Annotated in this window: 23 protein-coding genes and 1 tRNA gene; 6 read left to right on the forward strand and 18 right to left on the reverse strand. The window is 62.6% G+C overall.

From position 1 onward, the window contains the following. The 6 genes from LCF59_RS05000 to LCF59_RS05025 are packed head-to-tail and all read right to left on the reverse strand — an operon-like array spanning position 1 to position 4,925. Positions 1 to 249, reverse strand: a complete 249-nt coding sequence (locus tag LCF59_RS05000) for an NnrT protein (RefSeq protein ID WP_292286212.1) — start codon at positions 247 to 249, stop codon at positions 1 to 3. Further along, the gene (locus LCF59_RS05005; RefSeq protein ID WP_292286214.1) at positions 246 to 422 is read right to left on the reverse strand and encodes a protein NnrT; all 177 of its coding nucleotides are present in this window, start codon (positions 420 to 422) and stop codon (positions 246 to 248) included. The genes LCF59_RS05000 and LCF59_RS05005 overlap by 4 nt, the downstream gene beginning before the upstream one ends. A gap of 1 nt (position 423) precedes the next feature. Continuing rightward, positions 424 to 2,307, reverse strand: a complete 1,884-nt coding sequence (locus tag LCF59_RS05010) for a VWA domain-containing protein (protein ID WP_292286216.1) — start codon at positions 2,305 to 2,307, stop codon at positions 424 to 426. A 4-nt stretch (positions 2,308 to 2,311) separates the two neighbouring features. Continuing rightward, positions 2,312 to 3,106: a CbbQ/NirQ/NorQ/GpvN family protein gene (locus LCF59_RS05015; RefSeq protein WP_292286217.1), complete on the reverse strand. Its 795-nt coding sequence runs from the start codon at positions 3,104 to 3,106 to the stop codon at positions 2,312 to 2,314. Between the two features lie 3 nt (positions 3,107 to 3,109). Continuing rightward, complete coding sequence (locus LCF59_RS05020; protein ID WP_292286219.1) at positions 3,110 to 4,459, reverse strand: cbb3-type cytochrome c oxidase subunit I; 1,350 nt, start codon at positions 4,457 to 4,459, stop codon at positions 3,110 to 3,112. 13 nt (positions 4,460 to 4,472) lie between these two features. Continuing rightward, positions 4,473 to 4,925 carry a cytochrome c gene (locus LCF59_RS05025; RefSeq protein WP_292286221.1) on the reverse strand — a complete coding sequence of 151 codons (453 nt, stop codon included), beginning with the start codon at positions 4,923 to 4,925 and terminating at the stop codon, positions 4,473 to 4,475. A 121-nt stretch (positions 4,926 to 5,046) separates the two neighbouring features. Between LCF59_RS05025 and LCF59_RS05030 the strand changes: the two genes are divergently transcribed. Continuing rightward, positions 5,047 to 5,259 (forward strand): DUF1858 domain-containing protein, encoded by a 213-nt coding sequence (locus tag LCF59_RS05030; protein ID WP_292286223.1) that lies wholly within the window; start codon positions 5,047 to 5,049, stop codon positions 5,257 to 5,259. Between the two features lie 6 nt (positions 5,260 to 5,265). Here the strand turns inward: LCF59_RS05030 and LCF59_RS05035 are convergent, their stop codons facing one another. Then, complete coding sequence (locus LCF59_RS05035; protein ID WP_292286225.1) at positions 5,266 to 5,982, reverse strand: Crp/Fnr family transcriptional regulator; 717 nt, start codon at positions 5,980 to 5,982, stop codon at positions 5,266 to 5,268. Positions 5,983 to 6,128: 146 nt separating this feature from the next. On the opposite strand from LCF59_RS05035, the gene LCF59_RS05040 reads away from it, so the two are divergent. The 3 genes from LCF59_RS05040 to LCF59_RS05050 are packed head-to-tail and all read left to right on the forward strand — an operon-like array spanning position 6,129 to position 8,615. Continuing rightward, the gene (locus LCF59_RS05040; RefSeq protein ID WP_292286227.1) at positions 6,129 to 6,560 is read left to right on the forward strand and encodes a pseudoazurin; all 432 of its coding nucleotides are present in this window, start codon (positions 6,129 to 6,131) and stop codon (positions 6,558 to 6,560) included. A gap of 60 nt (positions 6,561 to 6,620) precedes the next feature. Then, on the forward strand, positions 6,621 to 7,838 hold the full coding sequence (gene nirK / locus LCF59_RS05045) for a copper-containing nitrite reductase (protein ID WP_292286229.1): 1,218 nt from the start codon (positions 6,621 to 6,623) through the stop codon (positions 7,836 to 7,838). 18 nt (positions 7,839 to 7,856) lie between these two features. Then, positions 7,857 to 8,615: an SUMF1/EgtB/PvdO family nonheme iron enzyme gene (locus tag LCF59_RS05050; RefSeq protein ID WP_292286231.1), complete on the forward strand. Its 759-nt coding sequence runs from the start codon at positions 7,857 to 7,859 to the stop codon at positions 8,613 to 8,615. 174 nt (positions 8,616 to 8,789) lie between these two features. Here the strand turns inward: LCF59_RS05050 and LCF59_RS05055 are convergent, their stop codons facing one another. The 4 genes from LCF59_RS05055 to LCF59_RS05070 form a co-directional block, all read right to left on the reverse strand. Further along, positions 8,790 to 10,079, reverse strand: coding sequence for a TRAP transporter large permease (locus tag LCF59_RS05055; RefSeq protein ID WP_292286234.1), 1,290 nt, complete (start codon positions 10,077 to 10,079; stop codon positions 8,790 to 8,792). Positions 10,080 to 10,082: 3 nt separating this feature from the next. Then, positions 10,083 to 10,607: a TRAP transporter small permease gene (locus tag LCF59_RS05060; protein ID WP_292286236.1), complete on the reverse strand. Its 525-nt coding sequence runs from the start codon at positions 10,605 to 10,607 to the stop codon at positions 10,083 to 10,085. 7 nt (positions 10,608 to 10,614) lie between these two features. Then, positions 10,615 to 11,619, reverse strand: coding sequence for a TRAP transporter substrate-binding protein DctP (dctP, locus tag LCF59_RS05065; RefSeq protein WP_292286238.1), 1,005 nt, complete (start codon positions 11,617 to 11,619; stop codon positions 10,615 to 10,617). A gap of 97 nt (positions 11,620 to 11,716) precedes the next feature. After that, positions 11,717 to 13,120, reverse strand: a complete 1,404-nt coding sequence (locus tag LCF59_RS05070) for an aminotransferase class V-fold PLP-dependent enzyme (protein WP_292286240.1) — start codon at positions 13,118 to 13,120, stop codon at positions 11,717 to 11,719. A 227-nt stretch (positions 13,121 to 13,347) separates the two neighbouring features. On the opposite strand from LCF59_RS05070, the gene LCF59_RS05075 reads away from it, so the two are divergent. Then, positions 13,348 to 13,836 (forward strand): Lrp/AsnC family transcriptional regulator, encoded by a 489-nt coding sequence (locus LCF59_RS05075; RefSeq protein WP_292286242.1) that lies wholly within the window; start codon positions 13,348 to 13,350, stop codon positions 13,834 to 13,836. 22 nt (positions 13,837 to 13,858) lie between these two features. Here LCF59_RS05075 and LCF59_RS05080 read toward each other — a convergent pair whose 3' ends face one another. From LCF59_RS05080 to LCF59_RS05095, 4 genes are all read right to left on the reverse strand, one after another. Next, positions 13,859 to 15,094 carry a Xaa-Pro peptidase family protein gene (locus LCF59_RS05080; RefSeq protein ID WP_292286244.1) on the reverse strand — a complete coding sequence of 412 codons (1,236 nt, stop codon included), beginning with the start codon at positions 15,092 to 15,094 and terminating at the stop codon, positions 13,859 to 13,861. 380 nt (positions 15,095 to 15,474) lie between these two features. After that, positions 15,475 to 19,575, reverse strand: coding sequence for a Hint domain-containing protein (locus tag LCF59_RS05085; RefSeq protein WP_292286246.1), 4,101 nt, complete (start codon positions 19,573 to 19,575; stop codon positions 15,475 to 15,477). 635 nt (positions 19,576 to 20,210) lie between these two features. Then, entirely contained in the window at positions 20,211 to 20,336 is a 126-nt protein-coding gene (gene ykgO, locus LCF59_RS05090) for a type B 50S ribosomal protein L36 (protein ID WP_008562923.1), read from the reverse strand. Between the two features lie 81 nt (positions 20,337 to 20,417). Then, positions 20,418 to 20,492 (reverse strand) — tRNA-Val (locus tag LCF59_RS05095). 147 nt (positions 20,493 to 20,639) lie between these two features. On the opposite strand from LCF59_RS05095, the gene LCF59_RS05100 reads away from it, so the two are divergent. Beyond that, positions 20,640 to 21,503, forward strand: a complete 864-nt coding sequence (locus LCF59_RS05100) for an N-formylglutamate amidohydrolase (RefSeq protein WP_292286248.1) — start codon at positions 20,640 to 20,642, stop codon at positions 21,501 to 21,503. Positions 21,504 to 21,508: 5 nt separating this feature from the next. Here LCF59_RS05100 and lpxK read toward each other — a convergent pair whose 3' ends face one another. From lpxK to LCF59_RS05115, 3 genes are read right to left on the reverse strand one after another with little or no spacing between them, the layout of a single operon-like run. Beyond that, positions 21,509 to 22,501: a tetraacyldisaccharide 4'-kinase gene (lpxK, locus tag LCF59_RS05105; RefSeq protein WP_292286250.1), complete on the reverse strand. Its 993-nt coding sequence runs from the start codon at positions 22,499 to 22,501 to the stop codon at positions 21,509 to 21,511. Then, positions 22,498 to 23,724, reverse strand: coding sequence for a glycosyltransferase N-terminal domain-containing protein (locus LCF59_RS05110; RefSeq protein WP_292286252.1), 1,227 nt, complete (start codon positions 23,722 to 23,724; stop codon positions 22,498 to 22,500). The genes lpxK and LCF59_RS05110 overlap by 4 nt, the downstream gene beginning before the upstream one ends. A gap of 4 nt (positions 23,725 to 23,728) precedes the next feature. After that, the gene (locus tag LCF59_RS05115) at positions 23,729 to 23,965 is read right to left on the reverse strand and encodes a DUF4170 domain-containing protein (RefSeq protein ID WP_292286254.1); all 237 of its coding nucleotides are present in this window, start codon (positions 23,963 to 23,965) and stop codon (positions 23,729 to 23,731) included. Between the last annotated feature and the right edge of the window lie 166 nt (positions 23,966 to 24,131).

Consider the following 24,131-nt stretch of genomic DNA (forward strand, 5'->3'; position numbering starts at 1 on the left):
TCAATCTCCTGCGGGATCGGATCCCGCGTCTGCCATATCCATGAGGGCCCGTATGTGCCGGGCGAAATACCAGGTCGCCGGGACTCCGATCACGCAGCCAAGCCCGATCGACCATGCGGTCGACAGGACCGGCCCGCCCAGCCAGCTAAAGATCAGCGAGGCGAAAAAGACGTTGATCGCCGCCGCGCCGGCCCCGAAGGGATAGAGCGCCAGCGCGATCTTCTGTGCGGACCAGCCCTGCCGGGTCATCGGCGCGAGACCAGCCGCTGCACAGCGACCATGGCCACCACAAGGGCCAGGCAGGCCAGAGCATACCACAACTCGGCCGTGGCGGATTGCGCCTGCGGGATCGGGCGGTCATAGCCCTCGGCCAGGGCGGGCGATGCCAGAAGTGCGGGGAACAGAAATATAAAGCGGTGCATCTCAGGTCTCCTGTGTCAGGGTGCGGTAAATGTCGGGCAATGCCTTGGTCAGGCGTTCAGGGTCGGGCAAAAGGGTGAAGCCCCCACGCCCGAAGATGCGCGCGAACCAGTCTTGACCATCCTCGTCGATCACGATCCCGTGCAGGCTTTGGCCCGCGTTTCGGGCCTCGCGGACGGCCATGTGGCTGTCCTCGATGCCGTGCTGACCTTCGTAATGGTCCAGATCGTTTGGTTTGCCGTCGGTCAGCACGATCAGCAGCTTGCGCGCGCTCGGTTCTTCGGCCAACTGCGCGCTGACGTGGCGGATCGCGGCACCGAGGCGGGTATAGTGGCCGGGGGTCAGATCGCCGATATTGGCGGTGATCTCGGGTGACATGGGATCGGCAAAGTCCTTGCATCGGCTCAGAAACACGCGATCGCGGCGCAGAGATGAAAAGCCCCATATGCCCAGCCGGTCGCCCGCCGCGTCGATGCCGCCTGCCAGCGCCGCCATGGTCTCGCGCGCCACGTCGATCACGCTGGTCTCGCCGATTGCGGCCTCGGTGGATCGAGAGGTGTCGATCAGGAACGCAACGGAGACATCCCGTTCCAGCTGGCGGGCCGATTGCCAGATCCGGTCGGAGCCGCGCCCCGTGGCCATCAGGTCGGCGCGGGCGGTCAGCACCGCGTCGAGGTCCAGTTCGGTCCCGTCCACCTGGCGCGGTTGCAGGATGCGGCGCGGGCGCAACGCCTCGAACTGGCGGCGCACCTCGCGCATCCGGCGTTCGTTTGGATGGAACGGCGCGCCCTCGGGCTTGGTCGGTGCATCCAGAACGCGGCAATGGCTGGCCATGTAGCTACGGCTGCGGTGGTTCCATTCGGGGTACGTGTGTTCCCCGGCCAGCGCCTCGTGATCGGCATCCGAAGGCGACAGATCAAGATGCAGGCGCAGGCGCGTTGCGACCTTTCGCGCCTGTTTCGACAGGGTGATCCTGTCTTGGTCGTCGGCAGCCTTCTGCGCGTTTTCTTCGTCGTCATCATCGACGCTGCGGTTGATGTTCATCGATTCGACCCACGACAGGATCGATTCGAACCGGTAGATGATGAAGCTGTCCTTGCGGGTCTGCTGATCCTGGTCCTTGCGCTCGCCCAGCTTGCGCTTGGTCCGAGCGGCGGTCGCGGGCGGGGCGGCCGGATCGGGCGATACCTCTTCGGCCGCATCGCCCCGGCCCGGCGTTGCAAAGCGCAGCCAGATCGGCACGGGTGCGATGGGCATGTAGCCGCGCGCGGCGGGGACCGTGGCGAGATCTGGCGTGCTGCCGCAAAGCTGATCCCGGATTGCGGTTTCCAGGGCCGCTTCCTGTGCGGGGCGCATTACCTCGGGGCGGGCATCGACGCACTGCCGCGCCATGTCGTCATAGGCCGGGCGCAGGCCCGGACAGGCCGAATAGGCGGCCTTGGCCGCGCGGGCGTTGGCGCGGATCTGCGCGACATCCTGTTCCGGCCCTGTCTTGTCGGGGTCCATCTGGCCGAGATCGGCAGTTGCCGCCAGCGCCGTCAGCCAGAAATAGGCGGCACGGTTGAGGCTGGCGTCCGGGAAGGCGGCGATGACCGGCGGCAGGGTGAGCCGTTCGCCGTCGAACCGGGCGATCCATTCGCGGTCGCGGTCAGCCCCCAGCTTGCGCCGCAAGGGGCGGCGATGCTGCATCAGCGTCGCCGGGGCCTCGGCCAGTTCCACGCCCGGCGCACCGCCCAGTCCGCGAAACAGTACCGCCAGGCTGGGCCGGACAGAGGCGAGCGTCACGCCCGCCTCCGCATGGCTGACATCCGCGCCGATGCCGCTGGCCATGTCGTGCCACAGGTTGCCGACGGTCTCTTCGGGCTCCATCAGATCAAGCAGATGCATGGCCTTACCCGTAGATCGTCGAGACCAGGTCGCGCAGCGCCTGCTGCACATCCGGCTCATCGCTGAGGGGTTCGATGACGGCGGCCTCAAGCGCCTGATCGACGCCCATACCCCCCGCCATCAATGTCGCGGCATAGATCAGGAGGCGGGTCGAAACGCCCTCTTCAAGGTCCATGCCTGAAAGGTTGCGGATATGCCCGGCCAGCCGCACCAAGGGAGCGACGCGCCCTGGCTCCAGCCCGCTTTCAGCCGCAACCACGTCGATTTCGGTCTGCGCCTTCGGGAAATCGAAGGAGATCGACAGGAACCGCTGGCGCGTCGAGGGTTTCAGCCGCTTGAGCACGTTCTGGTAGCCGGGGTTGTAGCTGGCCACCAGCATGAAACCAGGGGGTGCCACCAGTTCCTCGCCGGTGCGGTCGATCATCAGCGTCCGGCGGGTGTCGGTCAACGGGTGCAGCACGACCGTCACGTCCTTGCGGGCCTCCACCACCTCGTCGAGGTAACAGATACCGCCCTCGCGCACGGCGCGGGTCAACGGTCCGTCGACCCAGACCGTCTCTCCGCCCTTGAGCAGGTAGCGCCCGATCAGGTCCGCCGCCGACAGGTCGTCATGGCAGGCCACAGTGTAAAGCGGCTTGCCCATCTTCGCGGTCATGTGTTCCACGAAGCGGGTTTTGCCGCAGCCGGTCGGCCCCTTCAGAAGAAGGGGCAAACCGTTGTCATGGGCGGTCTCGAAGAGGTCGCATTCGCGCCCGGTGGGTTGGTAGAACGGCAAGGTCGGCGTGTTTTGCATGTTCATGGCTCATTCTCCCGGAACGGGGTTGGCGGAACCGGGGGCGATGACCTCGGACTTGCGCACCACGAGTATGGAATAGATGAACAGCAGCGCCCCGATCACAACCGCCGCTCCGGCGCCGAAGCGCATCAGGTAAAAGATCGACAGGCTGTCCTGCACCCCCATGTAATAGTCGCCGATGACGCGTTGCATATGCGTCTGGATGGTGCCTGCGAATGTCAGAACGAAGGTCATGAAGGCCATGCCACCGGTCATCAGCCAGAAGGATGCCATGTTGAGCACCTGGTTGTAGGGGGCGCGTTCGCGCAGCATTGGCATGGCGTAGCTGAAGACCGCGAGGTTGAGCGCGACGTAGGCGCCGTAGAAGGCAAGGTGGCCATGTGCAGCGGTGATCTGCGTGCCGTGGCTGTAGAAGTTCACCCCGTGCAGCGTGTGTAGGAAGCCCCAGACACCCGCGCCGAAGAAGGCCACGGTGGACGCCCCGAGCGACCACAGGAGCGCGGCCTTGTTGGGGTGGTTCTTGCGGCCCTTCCAGACCATGACGAAGGCAAAGGACATCATCAGGAAGAAGGGGATCACCTCGAAGGTCGAGAAGATCGATCCGACCCATTGCCAGTAACCCGGCAGGCCGATCCAGTAGAAGTGGTGCCCGGTGCCAAGGATGCCGGAAAACAGCGCGGTCGCGACGATGACATAGAGCCATTTTTCAACCACTTCGCGGTCGACGCCGGTCAGCTTCAGCAGCAGGAAGGCCAGGATCGACGCCATCACCAGTTCCCAGGTTGCCTCGACCCAGAGGTGCACGACGAACCACCAGTACATCTTGTCGAGCGACAGGTTGTCGGGGTTGATGAAGGCAAAGACCCACAACAGCGACAACAGCCACATCCCCATCAGCAGCACGCCGGTGATCGCGGTCTTCTTGCCCGCCAGAACGGTCATCGAGATGTTGAGCAGGAAGATCAGCGCGGCAACCAGAATGCCGAACTTGACCCACAAGGGTTGCTCAAGAAATTCGCGCCCGCCATGGATGCCGACAAGGTAGCTGCCAACCGCACCCAGCGTGCCGACCACGAGGATGATCAGCTGGATATAGGCCAGCTTTGGTGACCAGATTTCCCGCTCGGATTCCTCGGGGATCAGGAAATAGGCTGCGCCGAAGAAGCCCAGCAGAAGCCAGACAATCAGCGCATTCGTGTGGATCATGCGGATCAAGTTGAACGGCAGGATTTCCGAAAGGAAGTTGGGCGCAACGTAAACCCAGCCTGCGAGCAGCCCGCCCAGGACCTGGATGCCGAAAAGCGCGAGGGCTGCGAGGATATACCAGTAAGCGATTCTTTGTGTTTCGTATTTCAAGGGTCTTTCCTCCTTAACCGGCGTCATTGGGCGGCCAGCCCTGAGTGTCTGTCTGATCGGCCCAACGCAGGAATTCGGCGAGCCCGCGGATATCTTCTTCTGTCAGGTCATACGCCGGCATCTGGCGGCGGCCCTCGATCCCGCTGGGCTGTGCTTCGATCCAGCCCTCTAGGATTTCAAAGGCCCCTTCCGGGTCGTCGAGTACCCCCCAACGGGTCATCACGTTGCCGACCTCTGGCGCGAAATAGGCGCCTTCGCCATGCAGACTGTGGCAATTGATGCAGGAGTGCTCCTCCCAGACATGCTTGCCGTGAATGACCTCTTTGCTCAGCGCCATGCCGGCGGTCGAGGTCTGCACCACGTATCGGTGCGAATGGACGGTCATTCCCACGAAGACCACGACAAAGAATATCGAGCCCCCGTAGAAGATGTTGCGCGCCCGGGATTTCGTCAGGAATTCAGCCATGTTCAGGCCTCCTTGAGTGCGGGATGTCCGTTTCCTAGCCGCGCGGTCAGGACCGAAGTTTGCGCCAGCGCAAAGTTTGGCGCGATGGCGCGCCTAGCGTGATCCTGAAAGGAGGCCTGCCATGGCGCCTATCCGCATGGACGATCCGGACCTGCCGCTGGCCGATCTGATGACCGAGTGGCCGCAGACCATCCATGTGTTCGTGCGGCACAGGATGCTTTGCGTTGGATGCCTCGTCAGCCCGTTTCACACAGTCACAGATGCCTGCGCGGCCTATCACCTCGACGAAGACCTGTTCCTGGGGGAATTGATGCAGGCCGCCGGGCTGGCCTGACCGCGCTCAGCCCTGGCTCAGGACCATCAGGGCATGCGGGTCACGCACGGTGATGCGCTTGCGCTTGCTTTCGACAACGCCGCGTTTTTCCCACCCGCTGAGCACCCTGCTGACGGTATGCAGTGTGGTGGCCGTCAGTTCCGAAAGGTCCTGGCGCGTGATCGGAAAGTCGATCTCGATCCCGGTCTCGACCTTGCGGCCCGTCTGGTTGATCAGGCGCAACAGGGCATTGGCGACGCGCTGTTCGACCTGCTGCGTGGCCATCTCGATGACCCTGTTGTGGACCTCGCCCAGCCTTTGGCCCACCGTCTTGTAGGTTTCGGTGGCAAAGCCGTCGTAGTCGCGGATGAAGCTGTCCCACAGGTGCATTGGCCAACTCAGGACAAGCGATTCCGAGGCCGTCATCGCGGTTGCAGGATAGGTGTCACGCCCGATCGCGCGGGCCATGCCCAGAAGCTGGCCAGCCGGAATATGCAGCGCCGTGATCTGCTCGCCGTTCGGCGTGATACGGATGACCCGGACATAGCCGTCCAGCAACATGTAGAACCGCTCTGCCGGGTGTGCCTCTTCGAAGATCGCGACACCCTCGTCATAGCGCCGCGACGACGCCTGATCGAGGATCACGCGGATTTGCCGTTTCTCGAGGCGCGAGAAGGGCGGCAGGTGCGTCAGCAGGCTCTCGTCGAGCCGCGGCAGGGTTTTACGGTGGGGTGCGTCAACCATGAGTCGCCTAGTGGCACAGCTGCTCGGGTAACGCCATTGCGGGTTTATCGCCAAAACGTTTGGGAGTTTGTTCCAGAGCAAATTGCGATAGCGGAAAATGCCTATTGTTCAGGTCAAGCACTCAAGCGATCTGAAAGGAACACATCATGATCCGCACATTGACAACCGGCCTCGCACTGGCTGCCCTGATGGGCACAGCCGCTTTCGCGGAAACCTTCGAAGTCCAGATGCTCAACAAGGGCTCTGACGGCGAACGAATGGTCTTCGAGCCGGCCTTCGTGCAAGCGGTCCCCGGCGACACGATCAAATTCATCGCTGCCGACAAGAGCCACAACGCCGAAATCAACGCGGGCATGCTGCCGGAAGGCGCAGAGGTGTTTTCCGGCAAGATCAACGAGGAATTCGAAGTCACGCTGGATGTTGAAGGCGTCTACGGCGTTATCTGCAAGCCGCATTTCGCCATGGGCATGGTGATGACCATCGCCTTGGGCGATGTGGACGCTCCCGAGGATTTCCTCGCCGGTCGTGTGCCGCCGAAAGCCAAGCAACGGTTCGAAGCCCAGCTCGACAATCTCTGATCCAATTCCGGCACGTGGGCAGATGCGCCCGCCGCCATATTCAACCCCATGGAGGGACCCATGACCAAGTTCATCAACCCAGGCCTTTCAAAGACAAGCCGCCGCAACGTCTTGCGCGGTTCGATACTTGCCGGCGCCGCCGCCATGACAGGTGCTGGCGCCATGGCCGCCCAGCGTGCGCCCCGGCTTGACAGGGCCAACGCGACCTCTGCGCGGCTCTACAAGGCCGCAGGTGAGCAACCTGCCGACAGCACCGCGAAACCCGCCGACCTGTCGGGCTATACCCGCGTCAAGCAGGAGCTGGTCGCCCCGCCCTTTGCCCCCAAGCATGAACAGGTCGCGACCGGCGGACCCAAGATCGTCGAGATCACGATGGACACCACCGAGAGGTTGATGGTCGTCGACGAGGATACCGGTGCGGAAGTCTGGGCGCTGACCTACAACGGCTCGGTCCCTGGTCCGCTCATCATCGTGCACGAGGGCGACATGGTCGAACTGACCCTGCGCAACCCGCATGACAGCATGATGGAGCACAACATCGATTTCCACGCCTCCACCGGCGCTCTTGGCGGCGGCGCGCTGACCCACGTCTACCCCGGCGAAGAGGCTGTCCTGCGCTGGAAGGCCACCAAGCCCGGTTGCTTCACTTACCACTGCGCGCCTGGTGGGGCCATGATCCCCTACCACGTCACGCATGGCATGAACGGGGCCATCATGGTGCTGCCGCGCGATGGGCTAAAGGATGCCCAAGGCAACCCGCTGCGCTACGACAGCATCGCCTATATCGGTGAGCAGGATTACTACCTGCCGATGGACGAGACCGGCGAATACCGGACCTACGAGGCCGCAGGCGACGATTATTCCGACAGCCTGGAAGCCATGCGCGGGCTTGTACCGACGCACCAGGTGTTCAACGGCGCCGTGGGGGCCTTGACCGGGGAAAACGCATTGCGTGCCAAGGTCGGCGAAACCGTGCTGATGGTGCATAACTCGTGCAACGTCGACAGCCGTCCGCACCTGATCGGCGGACATGGCGACTATGTATGGGAAAGCTCCTTCTCCGACGCGCCGTTGACCGGGATGGAAACCTGGTTCGTCCGCGGCGGCAGCGCGGCGGCGGCGATGTACACCTTCGAGCAGCCAGGCGTCTATGCCTATGTGAACCACAACCTGATCATCGGCGCGATGCTTGGCGGAACGGCCCACTTCGTCGTCGATGGCGACTGGAACAACGACCTGATGGAACAGGTCGTCGCACCGCGCCCCTTCACCACCTGACCTGAAAGAACCAGACTCATGACCGCCCCGCGGAAAGCAAGGCCCACCCCCAGGTTCGCCCTGATATCGGTCGCTGTGATCGCCGTGGGGGCGGCCCTTCTCGGCGCCGCGCTGGACTGGCGCAGCGCCGATCACGACCTCTCTTTTGTGCCTGACATGACCGCCGAACCTGTTGCGCTTTCGACCGGTGCGCGGCTTCATGTCCAGAAATACGAAGTCACCATCGCCGAATGGAACCTTTGCAACGACAGGGGTGGCTGCGCTCTGCGCCTGCGCGCCCGGTCGAACCAGGATCCGCGTGTGACACCCGCGACCGGGATCAGCCATGCCGACGCGATGGAATACCTGCACTGGATCAACGGCGAAACCGGGATGAATTTGCGCCTGCCCACGACCGCCGAGTGGCGCGAGATCGCACGACCGGTGCTGCACGAAGACGCTTCGCCGATCTTTACGGATTCTTCCCTTGAGTGGGCCTCGACCTACCTGACCGAGGCCGCTGCGCCGCGTGCCCTGAAACCGCAGGGCAGCTTTTCGACCTCGCCGGCGGGCATCTCGGACCTTGACGGCAGCGTTTGGGAATGGACGCAGGACTGCTATTCGGGTGCCGCGCAGGGCGTCGATCCGGCGCGCTGCCCCGCCTATTTCGTCGGCGGCGAACATGTCGCTGCGATGTCTTTCCTGATCCGGGACCCGGCTCGCGGCGGCTGCGCCGTCGGGACGCCCCCGGCGCATCTGGGCCTGCGTCTGGTGAGCGATCAGACAGCCCGGCTGTGAATCGCCCCGGATTTGCGGGAGACCACCAGTTGAGCATGAATTTTGCGTGTCACAAAAAACAAGATGGCAAACCGCCATTCGCCCGAGGTCGGGATGATGTTTGAGCCTCCAGGCTCCTGCGGAACGCAGGCGCGCGCGATCGCGGCCGTTTTACCACGCCCGCAGCGCGACAGGCTAGAACATGAGGTCCGGGAGGAACAATGCGATTGCCGGAAAAAGCGTCAAGATGACGACAGCCAAAAGATGGATGACCCAATAGGGTACTGTCGCCTTGGCGACGCGCCCCAGGCTGACTTGGTTCTTCGACAGGCTTGCGATGACCGAGAGATTTAGCCCGACAGGTGGTGTGACCTGGCCGATCTCAATGACGATCGTGATCAGCACTCCAACCCAGATCGGATCGAACCCCAGCCCGGTCAGCAGCGGAAACACGACGGGCAATGTCATGATCATCAGCGACAGCCCGTCGAAAAAACAGCCCATCACCAGATAGACCAGCACCACGAGCAACAGGATAGAATACCGGTCCAGACCGCTTTCGGCAAAGGTTCGCAGAAGCTGTTGGGGAATGCCAAGGATGCTGACCGATTGCGCAAGGATCGTCGCGCCCAGCACGACGAACCCGATGGCGGAGAAAAGCAGGGTTGAGTGAAACACCGCCTCCACCAGCTTGCGCACAGTGAGATCACCCCAAACGAAGGAAATACCCGCCGCCAGCACCACGCCAAGACCGGCTGCCTCTGTCGGAGTTGCAAGGCCGCCGATGATGCTGCCGATCACCGCGAGGATCAGCAGCAACAATGGCCAGACCTGCCCAAAGCCCAGAAGGATCGCGCCGACAGACGCCTTGGCCTGTTCGCGCGGGGCAAGATGTGGATGGCGCAGGACCTTGATCAGGATATAGGTCATGAACATTGTGGCAATCATCAATCCGGGTCCGATCCCCGCAAGGAACAACCGGCCGATCGACGTCTCGGTCAATGCGCCGAAGATCAGGAAAGACAGGCTGGGCGGGATCAAAAGCCCCAATGTGCCGCCGCCCGCCAGGCTGCCGACGATCATCTCGCGGTCATAACCTCGGCGCGTCATCTCTGGATAGGCGACCGATCCGACCGCGGCTGCTGTTGACAGGCTTGACCCGCTGACGGCGCCGAACATGGTACAGACCGCGATATTGGTGTGCAAAAGTCCCCCTGGCACCTTGCGGAACACCGGGGCAAAGGCCGAGTAGGCCCGTTCGCTGACACCGCTGCGCAGCAGGATTTCCCCCATCAGGATGAAAAGCGGCACCGCACTCAGCGTGAAGGAATTGAAGACGTTCCAGATCGCATCAACCGCAAGCGATGTCGCCCCGTTGGAATAGACGTGCAGAAGGACCAGCCCGGTCAGCCCCAACGCCGCGCCAAGTGCAACGCCTGTTGCGGCGGCGGCCACCATGATCCCGATCAGGGTCGTCCAGAACATCGATCAGGGTTCCTCGTGTGAAGCGGGCGCGGAATGATCTTCGGGCGGCAGAAGGCCGGTCAGCCGGGCCGCGAAGATCACCCAGGTCAAACCGAAAGACAGTGGCAGGATCAGCATCCAGGGGTACAGCAGCAACCTGGCCGTTTCGGATTTCAGATTGCGCGCGAAGGCAAATTCCAGCCAGGGCAGGGCTTCGATGAAAATCCAGCCAAAGAACACCACGCCGACCAGCATGGCGGCACCATTGACCGCAAGGCCGAACCTTGGCGGCACCGCGTTTGCCACGATCGACACCCGGACATGCCGGGACCGCAAGGTCACCAGGGGCAGACTGAGAAACAGCACCGCGGTCAGCATCAGCCCGGTCACATCCTCCGTGAATGGAAGCGGCGCACCGAGGACACGGCGCATCACCACACCCAATGTGATGATCCCGACGATGCCAACCATGCACAGCGCCGCGGCAATGGCCATCGCGAGGGCCAGATGAGTCAGCCCCCGCGCAAGGATGCCTTGAAACGCCTGCATTCCGCGATCAGCGGCCCAGGGCGGTGAGCACACGCTGACGATACTCCAGTGCGTTGCCGCCGGCTTCTTCGGCCAGCATCTGCCAGGTTTCGGCCACGGCTGTCAGGAATTCCGCGCGGTCGGATTCGGGAAAGTCTTCTCCCCATGTGATGCCAAGCGCTTCGCGGGCAGCAAGTTCGCGCTCGAAGTCCTGATCGTACTGGTTGGTGCGCTCCCAAAGAGCATCGGCGGCATCGGTGATGGCCGACTTGATTTCAGGATCGGTCGCGTCCCAACGCCCCGTTTCCACGCCGATCGTGTAGGGAGCAGAGGCCATGGGATAGAGGAAAGACGCATAATTCGTCACCTCCTGGAGCGAGATCGTGCTGGCATACAGCGCCGGGTACAATGCGCAATCCACAACCCCGGTCCGCAGTGCGACATAGGTTTCCTCTTGCGGGATGATCTGTGCCGACACGCCCAGCCGGGTGAATGTCTCGACCTGCTCGCGCGCCCAGACGCGGAGTTTGACGTCCTTGAGGTCTTCCAGAGTGTTAACCGGTTCGTCACGGCAGAACACCGAGACCGACAGCGTCGGAATGGCGACATAGCCAACCGTGGAGACACCCCAGTCGGCGTATTCCTCGGCATAGATGTCCCGGGCGACCGGCAACACGGCTTTCAATTCGTCAACCGTGCTGATGGCGCCTTGCACGAAGACCGACCCAAGCGCCGGCGCATCGCGGCCAAGATAATTCGCCCACATCAAGCTCATCTCGACGGCGCCCGAAGGCAGCACGCGCAACAGGTCAGTGTTCTTCAGGCCAAGCGACCCGCCGCTGTAAAGCGTCAGGGAGAAATCCTCATCGGCCAGCGCCGTGTTCACGTCTTCGACGAATTCTTCAAGCTGCGCAGATTCCGGCCGTGTTTCGGGCAGGAAGTTGTTCAGGCGCCACTCTTCAGCACTGGCGGTGGTGGCAAGAAGGCCGCACAGCGCGGCACCCAGCACGATGGGACGGGTCATTTTCGGCATGTCGTTTACTCCTGTTGAGGGGGTCATTTTCTGATTTACACTTGTTTCACGCGATACAGCATCGAAACCTTACAAGAGCAAGGGCGCGACGGTTGTTTCAGGCAGCCTCCAAGCGCCAGTTTTGCGACAGAGCCAGCACGGAGTCTAGGATATAGTCGACGGTTTCCTCCGACATCAGCACGCTGAAATTCAGCCTTACGAAGCCCGGTTTTTCCGCGACTTGCCCGGCAAGGATGCGGTCGCGCAGATGCGCCGAGCGCTGCGAGTCAATCTTAAGCAGACGATGCGCATAGGGCCCCGCGCATGCACAGCCGCCACGGGCCTGGATACCGTATAGCCGTGACAGCGCCGCCGTGAATTCGGCGGCGTCTACCCCGGAGCCTACATGTGGCGAAAAGGAAAATATCGGCAACCGGTCGCGATGCTCTTGGGCAAGAAGTCCGATCGGCGGGGCCTCGCCCCAGGCCGCGAAGGCACGCGCTGTCAGATCGCGGTTGCGTTCCGTGATGAAGCGCTGCCCGATCACCTCCTTGACGATCAAGGCCAAGGCCGCGCGGATGTCGCCGATGATATTCGGCGTGCCACCTTCCTCTCGGGCTTCGAGATCAGACAGGTAATCGTGATGCGTGTCATTCACGAAGGCGACCGTTCCCCCGCCCGTGCGATGCGGGCGCGCGGTCCGGACGGCGTCGCGCCGGATGACCATGACCCCGCTGGCGCCCGGCCCGCCGATGAACTTGTGGGGCGAAAACACGATGGCATCGATTCCGGCCCCGTCAGCGGGTGTCATGGTCATCGGCAGATAGGGCGCGCCTGCCGCGAAGTCCCAGACCATTGTCGCTCCGAACCGTTTGACCAAGGTCGTGATCGCAGCCACATCGGCACAGATGCCGGTCACGTTTGCCGCTGCACTCATGGCAACGATCACGCGCCCTTCTGCGGAGGCCAGCCGGAGCGCCGTTTCCAGCATATCAAGGTCCGGACCCCCCTGTTCAGCTTCGTCAATCGCGTCAACCTTTGCGCCGCTTTCGCGCCAGGGCAGCAGGTTGGAATGATGTTCGTAAGGGCCCGTCAATACGGTCACGCGCTCACCCTGCGCAATTGCGCCGGGCAGGTCCAGAAGGTGGACCAGCTGATTCAGACCGGCGGTTGCCCCGCTGCCTGTGAAAATCACCGAATGCTCGGGTCCGGATGCGTCGCAATGGCGGGCAATCCTGTCCCGTGCGGCTTCGCGTAGCGCCGTGGAATAGGCCCCGCAGAGCGAGGAGTCGGTATGCGTATTGGCGTAGAAGGGCAGGACCTCGTCACGCAGGAAATCCTCGACCTGCGCCAAGGCACGTCCTGAGGCGACATAATCGGCATAGACCAGCTGTCTTGGCCCGTCTGGCGTATCGATGCGATGACAGGCGCCGATAACCCCCGCAGCAAGCGCCGCATGCGGATCGGCGACACCGCGAAGTCCGTCTTCGAAACGGGCAAGGGGAGGCAAATGGGTCACCATGGCGATTTCCTTCTGAGCAGGTGGACAGAGCGTTTGCCAAGAATACTCCGAAAAGCCTGCAAAAACTTCATTGAACTTTGCGATACAAAGGAAAATAAGCGATCATATGATCGCGAAATTGAAAATAAATCGCTGTAATGATCCGAGTTGTGGCGGTAAATCCGAGCCATCATGGCGCTGTGTCCGGGACCCGCAGCTTGAGGCTTGCCTGACAAAAAGAGGTCTGGATGAAGATTGACCGACTGGACCAGAAACTGCTGATGACCCTGCATCAGGATGCGTCGATGTCCCAGCGCGCGTTGGCCGAAAAGATCGGCTTGTCGCAAAACGCGCTCTGGCGGCGATTGAAGCGCCTTGAGTCCAGCGGTATTCTACAGGGAAGCAGGCCGCGCATCGACCTTGCCGGTCTCGGGCTTGATCTGACCGTGTTCGCGATGGTGCGCACAAGACACCATTCCCTTGACTGGGCCGACTCCTTCAAAAACCACGTTGCCCGAATTCCCGAGGTTGTCGAGATGCACCGGATCGGAGGCGACTGGGACTACATGCTCAAGATCGTGACACGCGGCATGGCAGGCTATGACTCGGTCTATCGCAGGTTGACCACAGGCACCGAGTTGGAGACCATCACCGGGTATTTCTCGATGGAAACGATGCTGGAAGACCGCCTGCCGGATCTGGACAGCCACGCGGCGGGACAATCCACCCCCCGATGACCCCAGGCCTTTTACCGTTGTCTCAGCAAGACACCAGGTCGCGGGGCAAGGCGTTCATCGACACGGGGCCGCTTTCGGTGATCTCGACCTGGTCCTCGATGATCATGCCACCCACGCCATTGACGTAGATCGGACATTCGAAGGCCAGCACCATGCCCACCTCTGCCGGGGTTTCGGCCTGCGCGGAGATGAACGGCCATTCCTCGGTTCCGGGCCCGGTGCCCAGCCCATGGCCGAAATGCCCGCGGCAATAGCCGGTCAGCCCCTGCGCGCGGATCGCGGATTGGGTGGCCGCGTGCACTTCGGACAAGGCGACACCGGGATGCAGAACCGACAAGCCGGCGTCGAACCCGGCCATCAAGGCGGCATGGATGTCAGCCTGCAAACGGCTTGGGCCTCCGAGAACGAAGGTACGCCCGCTGTCGGAAGTGTAGCCGTCCATCAGACAGCCGACATCGACCTTGATCAGGTCACCGGGCGTGGCGATAGCCTCTCCTCCCCAGGGGTCGCTCCCGACAGAGATATAGTCCCATGCGCCTGTCATCGGCTGGCCGACGCCTGCGTTGGCAACAGTTTCGGACCAGACCGCCCTGAGATCGCTGCGCGCGACACCGGGCGCCACGGCCTGCCGAACCGCTGCAATCCCGTGTTCTGCCACCGCAACGGCCTGTCGCAAGAGGGCGATCTCTGCCGGGGATTTCACGGCGCGAAGGTTTTGCACCATCGCGGTGGCGTCGACCACTTGGGCGGGTGCCAGCGCATCCACAAGGGCCTGATAGCCCCGTGCCGAAACCGCGCTCAACTCCACACCGACACGCGCTGCGTTCAAGCCTTTTTCGCGCAAGGCATCGCGCAGGTGGCGGTAGCACACCGCCGCGTCAAAGGTTTCGGGACGCAGGTTGCCCGCCGGTCGGTTTGCCGCGCCCCAGATCGGTGCAAATTGCGGCGCCGCGGCGGCATCCGGGACTGGGGCTGGCAGGGTCATCGCCTCGACCCAGATCGGGCTTTGCCGCACGTCCTCGATGTGACTGTCACGGTGAAACATTGGCGCGAACAGATCGCTCACGACGGCTGTCTCGGGTTCGCCCGGATCGGCGGGGATGAGCACCGCAACCGCCCCCTCGCGCCGCCACATCGTGGCGACACCCGGCGCCGCGCCGGTCGCATGTGCGAAACCTTCGGGCGACAAAAGGATCAATGCATCCAGATCCGCAGCCTGAAGGTGTTTCTGCGCCCGTAACCTGTCGAGATGCGCCATGCGATTTGCCTCGTGCCTGTCCGCCTGTGATGGCGCAATTGTTTTGCCAGACCACATTCGAAGATCTGCCTTGCCGGTGACAGACTAGGGCTGGAACGCCCTCATGTGCAACGAGGTTGGGGTTTGACCGCATTGGCGATCATCACGCCTATCGCGTCGGTTCCCCCGGCACGAGACAATGGGGCAAGTGCGGCGCATTGATCGCTGGCGATCTTGATCCGTTGGCCCATGCCAATGATTTGTATCCTGTACAGCCAGTGCCGCTGGAAGTTGCGCCGAATACGAACAAGCCCAACTTTGCGACAACCGGCCCCGATGAAGGAAGCTGCTTCACCAATGCAGGTAACTGCATTGGACACTGGCGCGTATGTTTCACAAGGTCATTCGCAAACGGCGTAATGTGCGTCTTGCGGCGGGGCAGGCCGGCAGCGCGTTCGCGGGCGGGGTTTGAGGCCGTTCAAATGCACCGGCAAGTGGCGCGGGCGGGCATAGCTGCGAGCATGGAGCCCGTAAGCTGTCTCGGCAGGGGAGACGCGCAGCTCCGGGAAGAGGTAGAGGATCTCCTGGCGAACCTTGGCCTCCAACGTGCCGAGGGCGAAGGGGCCGGGGAAAAAGCTTTCCGAGGGCGCACCATTGGAAAAGACGATCTGGTGATCGTCGAACAGGATATGCACGTATGTGACGGCGCGGAGCCCCTGCATCACGCGCGCAGCACCCCCTTTCAGCCGTGCAAGATGGGTCGCCCGAACCAGCCTTTCCTCGCCGTCGAGATCAAGCAGCACACCGTGCTGCGGTGACACGATCAAGGGCGCGTCGCCGCCGGTCAGGTCAGGCGACAGCAGGATTGGCCGCAGCTTTTCTCGCGCAGCAAGTTCCGCGCGGCCGACATGGCACTGCCCGACCCAGCGCAGGGTCTGAACGCCGTTGTCGCGGGTCACAATCCGGTCTCCGGGCCGCAGGCTCTCGACGGGGCGGTCGCCGTGTTCGGTCAGGATGCGGGTTCCGGTCGTGAAACAGACCACGCCGGTGTTTTCCACGGTGAACGAGGAGGTGTCGCCGGTCGCCCCGGTAAAGACCAGACCATCGCCGTCAAAGCTCGTGTTGTCGGAATAATCGACAGTGCCGACGCCATCGTTCGACTGGTTCAGGATACCATCGTCGTTGAAGTCGGCGGTCAGTTCCCAGATATTATCGTAGAAGGACGACAGGTCGATCCGGTCGTTGTTGGTGATATCGCCGTCATTCAGCGTGCCGGTATTGCCGAAGTTGAAATCGCTGATCGTGTCGGTGCCATCTCCGGGCGCATAGACAAACGTGTCGTCGCCATCGCCGCCGGTGATCGAATCGTCACCCAGCCCGCCGGTGATCGTGTCGTTGCCCGTCCAGCCGTCCAGAGTGTCGTCGCCGGTCCCGCCATCGAGCAGGTCGTTGTCGCCGCCTCCAAAGAGCGTATCGTTGCCGTCCCCGCCCAGCAGGGTGTCGTTGCCATCACCGCCGCTCAGTTCGTCATTGCCGGTGCCGCCATCAAGACTGTCGGCAGAGCTATCAGCGCCCCCCAGCAGCGTGTCGTTGCCCGCCCCGCCGATCAGCGTGTCCGCGCCCTCGGCACCATCAAGATAGTCGTCGTCGGTGCCCCCATCGAGGTAGTCGTTGCCCAGACCGCCTTCGAGCGTGTCGTTGTCGTCCTGGCCGTAGATCGTGTCATTGCCGTCGCCACCGGTCAGGCTGTCGGCATTGTTGTTGGGCGCAAGGTCGGTGCCGTCATTGGGCAGATCGTAGGGAGCAAAGAACGGGTAGTCCGGGTTCGTCGGGGCCACGTCGCCATAGATGATGTCATCATCCGCGCCACCGTCGATGGTGTCGTTGCCCTCGTTGCCTTCCAGCGAGTCCATGCCCGCGCCACCCGACACGGAATCGTCGTCGAAGCCTGCATCAACGCTGTCATTGCCATCGCCACCGAAGATGATGTCGTTGTCATCCCCGGTCAGGATCGTGTCGTTGCCGGCGCCGCCATGCACGGTGTCGCGGTCGTTGAAGGCATCGGGATCCGACGGATAATAAAGCGCGTCGCCGGGGGTGCTGTAGCCTTCATCGGGCAGGCCGGTTCCGGGAGAGGTGCGGGTGTTGATGAAATCATCCCCATCCCCGCCGTCGACGCTGTCATTGCCTTCGAAGCCGATGATGGTGTCATTGCCGTCGCCGCCGAAGATCGTGTCATCGCCTGCGCCGCCGTCGAGATAGTCGTTGCCGGCCTCACCGTAAAGCTGGTCATCGCCGGTGCCGCCCTCGACGCTGTCATCGTCAGCCCCGGCAAAGATCAGGTCGTCATCGGCACCACCCAGCAGGGTATCGTTGCCTCCGTCACCGATGATCGTGTCATTGCCGGCCTCCCCCGAGACCGAGTCGGCCCCGGCCAGCCCGTCGTCACCGTCAAGCGAATCGTTGCCCGCACCTCCAAAGATGGTGTCATTGCCGTCCTGGCCGAAGATCGTGTCGTTGCCATCGCCGCCCGACAGGCTGTCGGCGCCGGTCCAGCCATAGACAAGATCGTCTCCCAATCCGGCAAGAACGGTGTCATTGCCAGCGCCCGCGTCGATGACATCGTCCTCCGAGCCATCCACCGCGTCGCCCGCGTCGACCATGTCGCCCTCGGGATCGCCGGTATAGCTTGCGTCGATCAGGTCGTCTCCGGCCGTGCCTTCCACGATATAATTCTTGGGCTCGAGGATCAGCTCCTCGATATCGACGTAGTTGATCGTGGCGGATTCAGCCCCGCGCGACAGCGATATCTGTCCGCTAAAACCGGGACTGCCCGCCGTCTCGGGGTTCTGGGTCATGCTGCTGATGACCCAGCCGTCCGAAATGAGCGCCGTTATATCCAGCGTGTCGGCATCGACCCCGCCCGATCCGCCGTCGACGGAGAGATTGTTGATGCCGCCAAGCTCGAACGGGGTGATCCGGATCACATCCGCGCCGTCGCCGCCGGAAATACTGTCGTTGTTGCCGCTGCTCAGTATCGTGTCGTCCCCGGCCCCGCCGAGGAGGCTATCGCTGCCCGCGCCCCCGTCGATCAGATCGTTACCCGCGCCGCCGTCTATGCTGTCATTTCCGGTGCCACCGTCGACCGTGTCGTCGCCCCCGCCTGCAAGGATTGTGTCATCGCCATCGCCGCCATCGATGCTGTCATTGCCCTGGGTGTAGGTGACGGTGCTGCCATCGGCAGGCGCGCCCAGGTATTGCAGCGGCGTGCCGGTGTTGGCATCCGCGACATACCATGTATGCCCGACGAAGGTGGACTGCGTCAGCGTCCCGCCAGGGGGAATGCTGCCATAGCTGGCGGGTGTCCCGCTTTCGTCGATCCAGAAAAGCTGAACCGTGCTGTCGCTGTCGTTCACAACGGTGAAACTGGAGGCCGTGAGACTGGTCGCGCTGGGGTGGGCCGCCGGATTGAACACGGACGACATGACGTCGCCTTCGACATAATCGGCCCCGTCGCCGCCGAAAATCGTGTCGTCGCCTACGCCGCCGTAAAGGCTGTCGTCTCCCGCCATGCCGTCAATAAGATCATTGCCCGCGCCACCGTCGAGGATATTGGTGAAGTCGTTAGGACCGCCAGTCAGCAACTCGCCGTCAAACCCCGTCAGGGTGTCGTCAAAGGCAGTGCCGATGATCCCGTCAATCCCCGTGCCGGTGTCGCCGGTCGCGTCGCCCCCCGAAAAGCTGCCGGTATCCAGATTGATATCCACGCCCGCGTCCGAGTCGGCGTAATCCACGATATCAAGGCCGGCACGGCCGTTGATTGTGTCAGCACCAGGCCCGCCGACGATCGTATCGGCGCCGTCGCCCGCCTCGATGGAATCATCATTATTGCCAGCGAGGTTGTCATTGTTGTCGATCCGGTCGCCATCGGGATCGCCCGTGTAGTTTACGTCGATCAGATCATCGCCTGCCGTGCCCTCGACAACATAATCCAGAACGTCCAGATCATAGCGGTCGGCAGTCATGTTGTATACGGTGTCGCCATTGGCTGGGTTGGCCGTGCCCAAAGTCAGCGATTCGATGGGCTTTGCTTCCAGCACGTCCGAATACGCGTTGGGGCCGCTGGACGGCGGCAGCAGGTACAGATTGCCGTCGGTGTCCTGCATCACGATGGCATCGACAAAGGCTGTCGTGCCGTCGGTGTAGGTGATTTGCGATCCGGTGTAGATCATCGTCGCGTCATGCGTCAGCGTAACACCGTCGATGACGAATTGTTCGTTGGCCGCACTATTGTCCGAGTCGTAGGAGATCGCACTGGACCCGCCGGTGTACAAACTTGTCGCATCCGGCGACAAAGTGCGCAGGTCACTGGCCAGTGGCGTGCTCGAGCCGCCAAAAACCAATCCTTCCAGCGCCTGGTGGTTTTCCGAGATTATATTGCCCTCGACCGTGTCGATTTCAGGGGCAACGCCGAGGGAGAAGAGATCAAACGTCGTGGGCATGGTCAGGATACTCGGTGATTTTCAGCGTGCGGTTCGGCTGATGAGGCAGGGATCGATGGCAAAAGCCTTCAGGCGAATAGAGGCAAAGGGCGCCATGAAGCGGTGAGCGGACCGAAACGGTGCGCGTGCGAATGTCGGCTCTGTTTGAAATCAAAATGTCGGTCGCCAACACACACACACCCTATTCAATACATTACACGCCTCGGCAGTGTTCCGCCCGGTCCACGCCGAAGCCTCACGGGACAAACCTTGCGAGGCTGTGGCTAACTGGAAATTGCGACCGCAAGTTGATCGCACTTGGGTATTTTTGGGTTTTTAAAATGTCTGGCGTTCAACTGGCCGCCATTCCGGCAGCCGGGAAGTCATCGCCGCGCGTTGTCGACCATCGCGGAAAGCTGCGCCATTTCCGATGGAAACGACGATCGAGAGTGTCCGGCCCCGTGCTGCGACAAAACCAAGCTCGGCCAAATGAGCGCGCAACATATTGATCCGCATGGTTCCCCGATCATGTTCCAGGGCGTGGCGTCCTGATCAGACCAGGGCCTTTACTCGGTTTCAATCCTGCATCGCGCTTTGGGGGAAAACGAAAAAAGCCACCCCGAAGGGTGGCTTTCTCGTGCAATCTGCAGGTCCGCTTAGCCCTGGCGGGCTTTGAACCGGCGCTGCGTCTTGTTTATGACGTAAACGCGGCCCTTACGGCGCACAACGCGGCAGTCGCGATGGCGGTTCTTCAGCGAACGAAGCGAGTTCTTGACCTTCATCGGTCTCTCCTCTTATCGCGGCGCGCGAGCGCCTTAGTGGTTGCGGATGCCCCGGCCCAAGGACCGAGACGGCGAATTCAATGGTGGGCGATACTAGGTTCGAACTAGTGACCCCTTCGATGTCAACGAAGTGCTCTACCACTGAGCTAATCGCCCTTTGACCCTTTGCGATTCGGGCGCCCCAAATAAAAGGGGCGCGTCAAGCCGCGCCGGTGGAGCGGTCTATAAAAGGAGTCGGAACCGGGATCAAGGGCTTTTGGTCATAGAAAAAATCGGTCTATGTTGAGGCATCCGGGAGAGCACATGCCAAAAGTCGCGTATCACCTTGACGAGCCAGAAGCCCACACGTCGCGTGTGGTGTTTGCTTCGCCGCATTCCGGGCGGGACTATAGCTGGCAATTCCTGCGCTACACGACATTGGACGAGGTGACGATCCGATCGTCAGAGGACGCCTTTGTCGATCGCCTCTTCGACTGTGCGCCGCAATTTGGCGCCCCGTTCATCAAGGCTGGTGCGCCGCGGGCCTATATTGACCTCAACCGCTCGGTCGAAGAACTGGATCCGGCGTTGATCGAAGGCGTGTGCCGCCAGACCCACAACCCCCGCATCGCGTCAGGCCTGGGTGTGGTCCCGCGCGTCGTGGCGAATGGCCGCCCGATCTATCGCGGTAAACTGCCGCTGGCCGAGGCGGAGCTGCGGATCGCGCAATACTGGCACCCCTATCATGAGAAGTTGCGCATGTTGATGGGGCAGGCACATGCGCGCTTTGGCGAGGCGATTTTGATCGATTGTCATTCGATGCCGCGCGAGGCGCTGGACGGGATGACCAAATCCATGGCCCGCCGCCCGCAAATCGTGCTGGGTGACCGGTTCGGCGCGTCGGCCAGCCAGACGGTGGTGGACCGGATCGAGGCTGCCTTTGCGGATGCTGGGTTGCTGGTCGCGCGCAACGCGCCCTTTGCCGGAGCCTATATCACGCAAGCCTATGGCCGCCCGTCCAGGCAGCACCACGCTGTCCAGATCGAGATCGACAGATCCCTCTACATGGACGAGCGCGCGGTGCGCCCGAACGCCAACTTCCACAATTTCCGTAAATTGCTGCGCAGCGTCGTCGCCGAGATCGCGGCAACGGGACAAGCGGATGACACGCCTCTGGCCGCCGAATAGCCCCGTCAGTCAAAGAGCCGGGCCAGACGGTCTCTCAAGATGGCATCGTCGGACAGGCTCAGGCGCACGGGGAGTGTCAGGACCTTCGTGCGATAGCTTTGCGGCAGGCGCACCGCGTCCTTTTCGGTGGTGACAAGCTGCGAGTTCGCCGCAGCCGCGTCTTTCTCCAGCCGCGCCAGCAGAGCTGTTGTCAGCTTTTGATGATCGTCAAGGGCGCGTGTCTCGACCACCTGAGCCCCCATTTCTTGCAGGGTCAGGAAAAATTTCTCGGGATGGCCGATCCCGGCGAAAGCAAGGCAGCGCAGACCATCCCAATCCATGCCAGTCTGCAAGGGTGCCAGGTGGCCGGTGACATGTGGCAGCGAAACCTGCGTGCCCCAAAGGCGCTCGAACCGCGTTTGTGCCGCTTGCGACCCGATGGACAGAACAATATCCGCCCGCGCCATCGCGGCGGCCACCGGCTCGCGTAGTGGCCCGGCTGGAAGACATCGCCCGTTCCCGAAGCCATGTGCCGCATCGACCACGATCAGGGTCAGATCCTTGGCAAGACCCGGATTTTGCAGCCCATCATCCAGCAGGATTACATCAGCCCCGGCCTGCGCCGCGGCCCTTGCCCCGGCCGCGCGATCCTTGGCCACCCAGACCGGACCGAAGGCCGACAGAAGCAGGGGCTCATCCCCGACCTCGTCTGCGCCGTGGCTGCGGGGATCGACCTGTACCGGACCCGCGTGCGCGCCGCCATAGCCGCGCGAGACGACATGCGCGGTCTTGCCCAGCGCGCCAACCATCTGCATGAGCGCGATCACGGTCGGTGTCTTGCCTGTGCCACCCGCGTTGACATTGCCGACGCAGATCACCGGTATCCCGACGCGCGCAGGTGCGCCCTTGCGCAGCCGTCGTGCCGTTAGCGCCGCGTATACCGCCCCCAGCGGTGTCAGGAGCCGCGCGCGCCAGCCGGGCGTTTCGGGGGGCAGGAACCAGAAAGACGGTAGTCTCACAACTCGGCCTCCATCGCGTCCAGCCATTCGTTGATCTGTGTCAGCATCAGATCGGCCGTTTCCGCACCAGCCGAGACGACGGTCCAGCCGGCATGCGCCATTGCCGCGGCCTGGTCTGGCGCAATCAGATGCGTGACCGCGGCGCTCAACGAATCCACGTCCTTGACGATCCGTGCCGCCCCCGCCGCCACCAGTCGGGAATAGGCATCAAGGTGTCGCCCCACATTCGGACCATAGAGGATTGCCGATCCCAGGGCGGCCGCCATCATCGGAGCCTGGCCACCAATTTTGGCTGTCAGCGATCCACCAAGGAAACACAGTGGCGCAAGCCGGTACCACAGGCCCAATTCACGATCGTCTCCCGCCAGAAGAACCTGCGTGTTCTCGTCCGGCATCTCGCCGTTTTCCCAGCGTGCAAGGCGCAGGCCGACCTCTTGGCAGTGTTCGGCGATGGCCTCTTCGTTTGACGAGGTCGCGGGCACGATCACCAGCAAGAGCCGGTGCGCCAGGCGCGACGCCCGGCGATGCGCGCGCAGAACGGTATCGGTTTCGCCCGGTTCGACCCTGACCGCCAGCCAGACAGGTCGCCCGGCCAGCGCGGCGGTCAATTCCTCGTGCAGGCCGTCGTGGCAGGTCAGCGGAAAAACCTCGGGCTCCAGCGGGGACGTCACGTCGATCCGGTTGCCGGGCACGCCAAGGCGGCGCAGGCTCTGGGCGGCCTGCCTGTCTTGCGCGAAAATGGTGTGAAACAAGCGCAGCGCGCCGCTGGTTGCATCCGGCATGAAGCGCGAAGAGGGTTGCCGCCACGGTGCATCCGCCGCATCGACCAGCAAGAGGTGCGTACCGGATTGGGAGGCCTCGTTTATCAGGGCAGGGCGCAATTCGTTCCCGGCCCAGACCAGAATGTCCGGCTGCCAATGATCCAGAAACCGGCCGATATCACTGAGCGTCTCCGACGGCAAACTGCTGATCTGTTCGCCTGTCGCCTCGGATGGGGATGTCGGCGAAGAATCGCAGGTCAGCAGCAAAGAGAAATCATCGCGCTGATGGCGCAGGCGCTGGATCAGCGTCAGAAGCGTTTCCAAGCGGTCGCGCGTGTCGCAGTGCAGCCACAGGACCGGGCCGTCGGCACGTGCCGTCCTCTGCACTGACTTCGCGGTCAGCCGATCCTGGCCGCGGGCAAACGCCAGGTAGGCCGCCAGGCTGATGGGCCTTCGCGCCAATGGGTCAGTCCTGCGGGTCCGGGTCGGACGTACTGGACTCCATCAATTGCTGTAAATCGCCGACGAAATAGCGCATATGTGCATTGTCCACCGTGCGCTGGGCCTCGGTTTTCCATGCGTCATAGGCCGATTTGCGATCCTGGAAGATCCCGACGACATGCACGTTCTCGGGGTCCTTGAATACGTTTTCCGACGGTTTGACGAGTTCGCCACCGAAAACGATATGCAGGTGCTGGGCCATGAGTGTTCCTCTTGTGCTGCGATGCGGCCAACCTAAGAAGCTCTGTTGGCAGGTCAAGGTGATTGGGGTCCGCCCGCTAGGGCAGGGTTTGCGCGATCAGCCCCTTGATCGCGCGCACGTGCTCCGGTGTGGCGCCGCAGACATCCTGTGTCAGCTCCGTCGCGCG

The sequence above is a fragment of the Marivita sp. genome (genome assembly GCF_020055675.1).
In the GTDB taxonomy this organism is placed as follows: domain Bacteria; phylum Pseudomonadota; class Alphaproteobacteria; order Rhodobacterales; family Rhodobacteraceae; genus Marivita.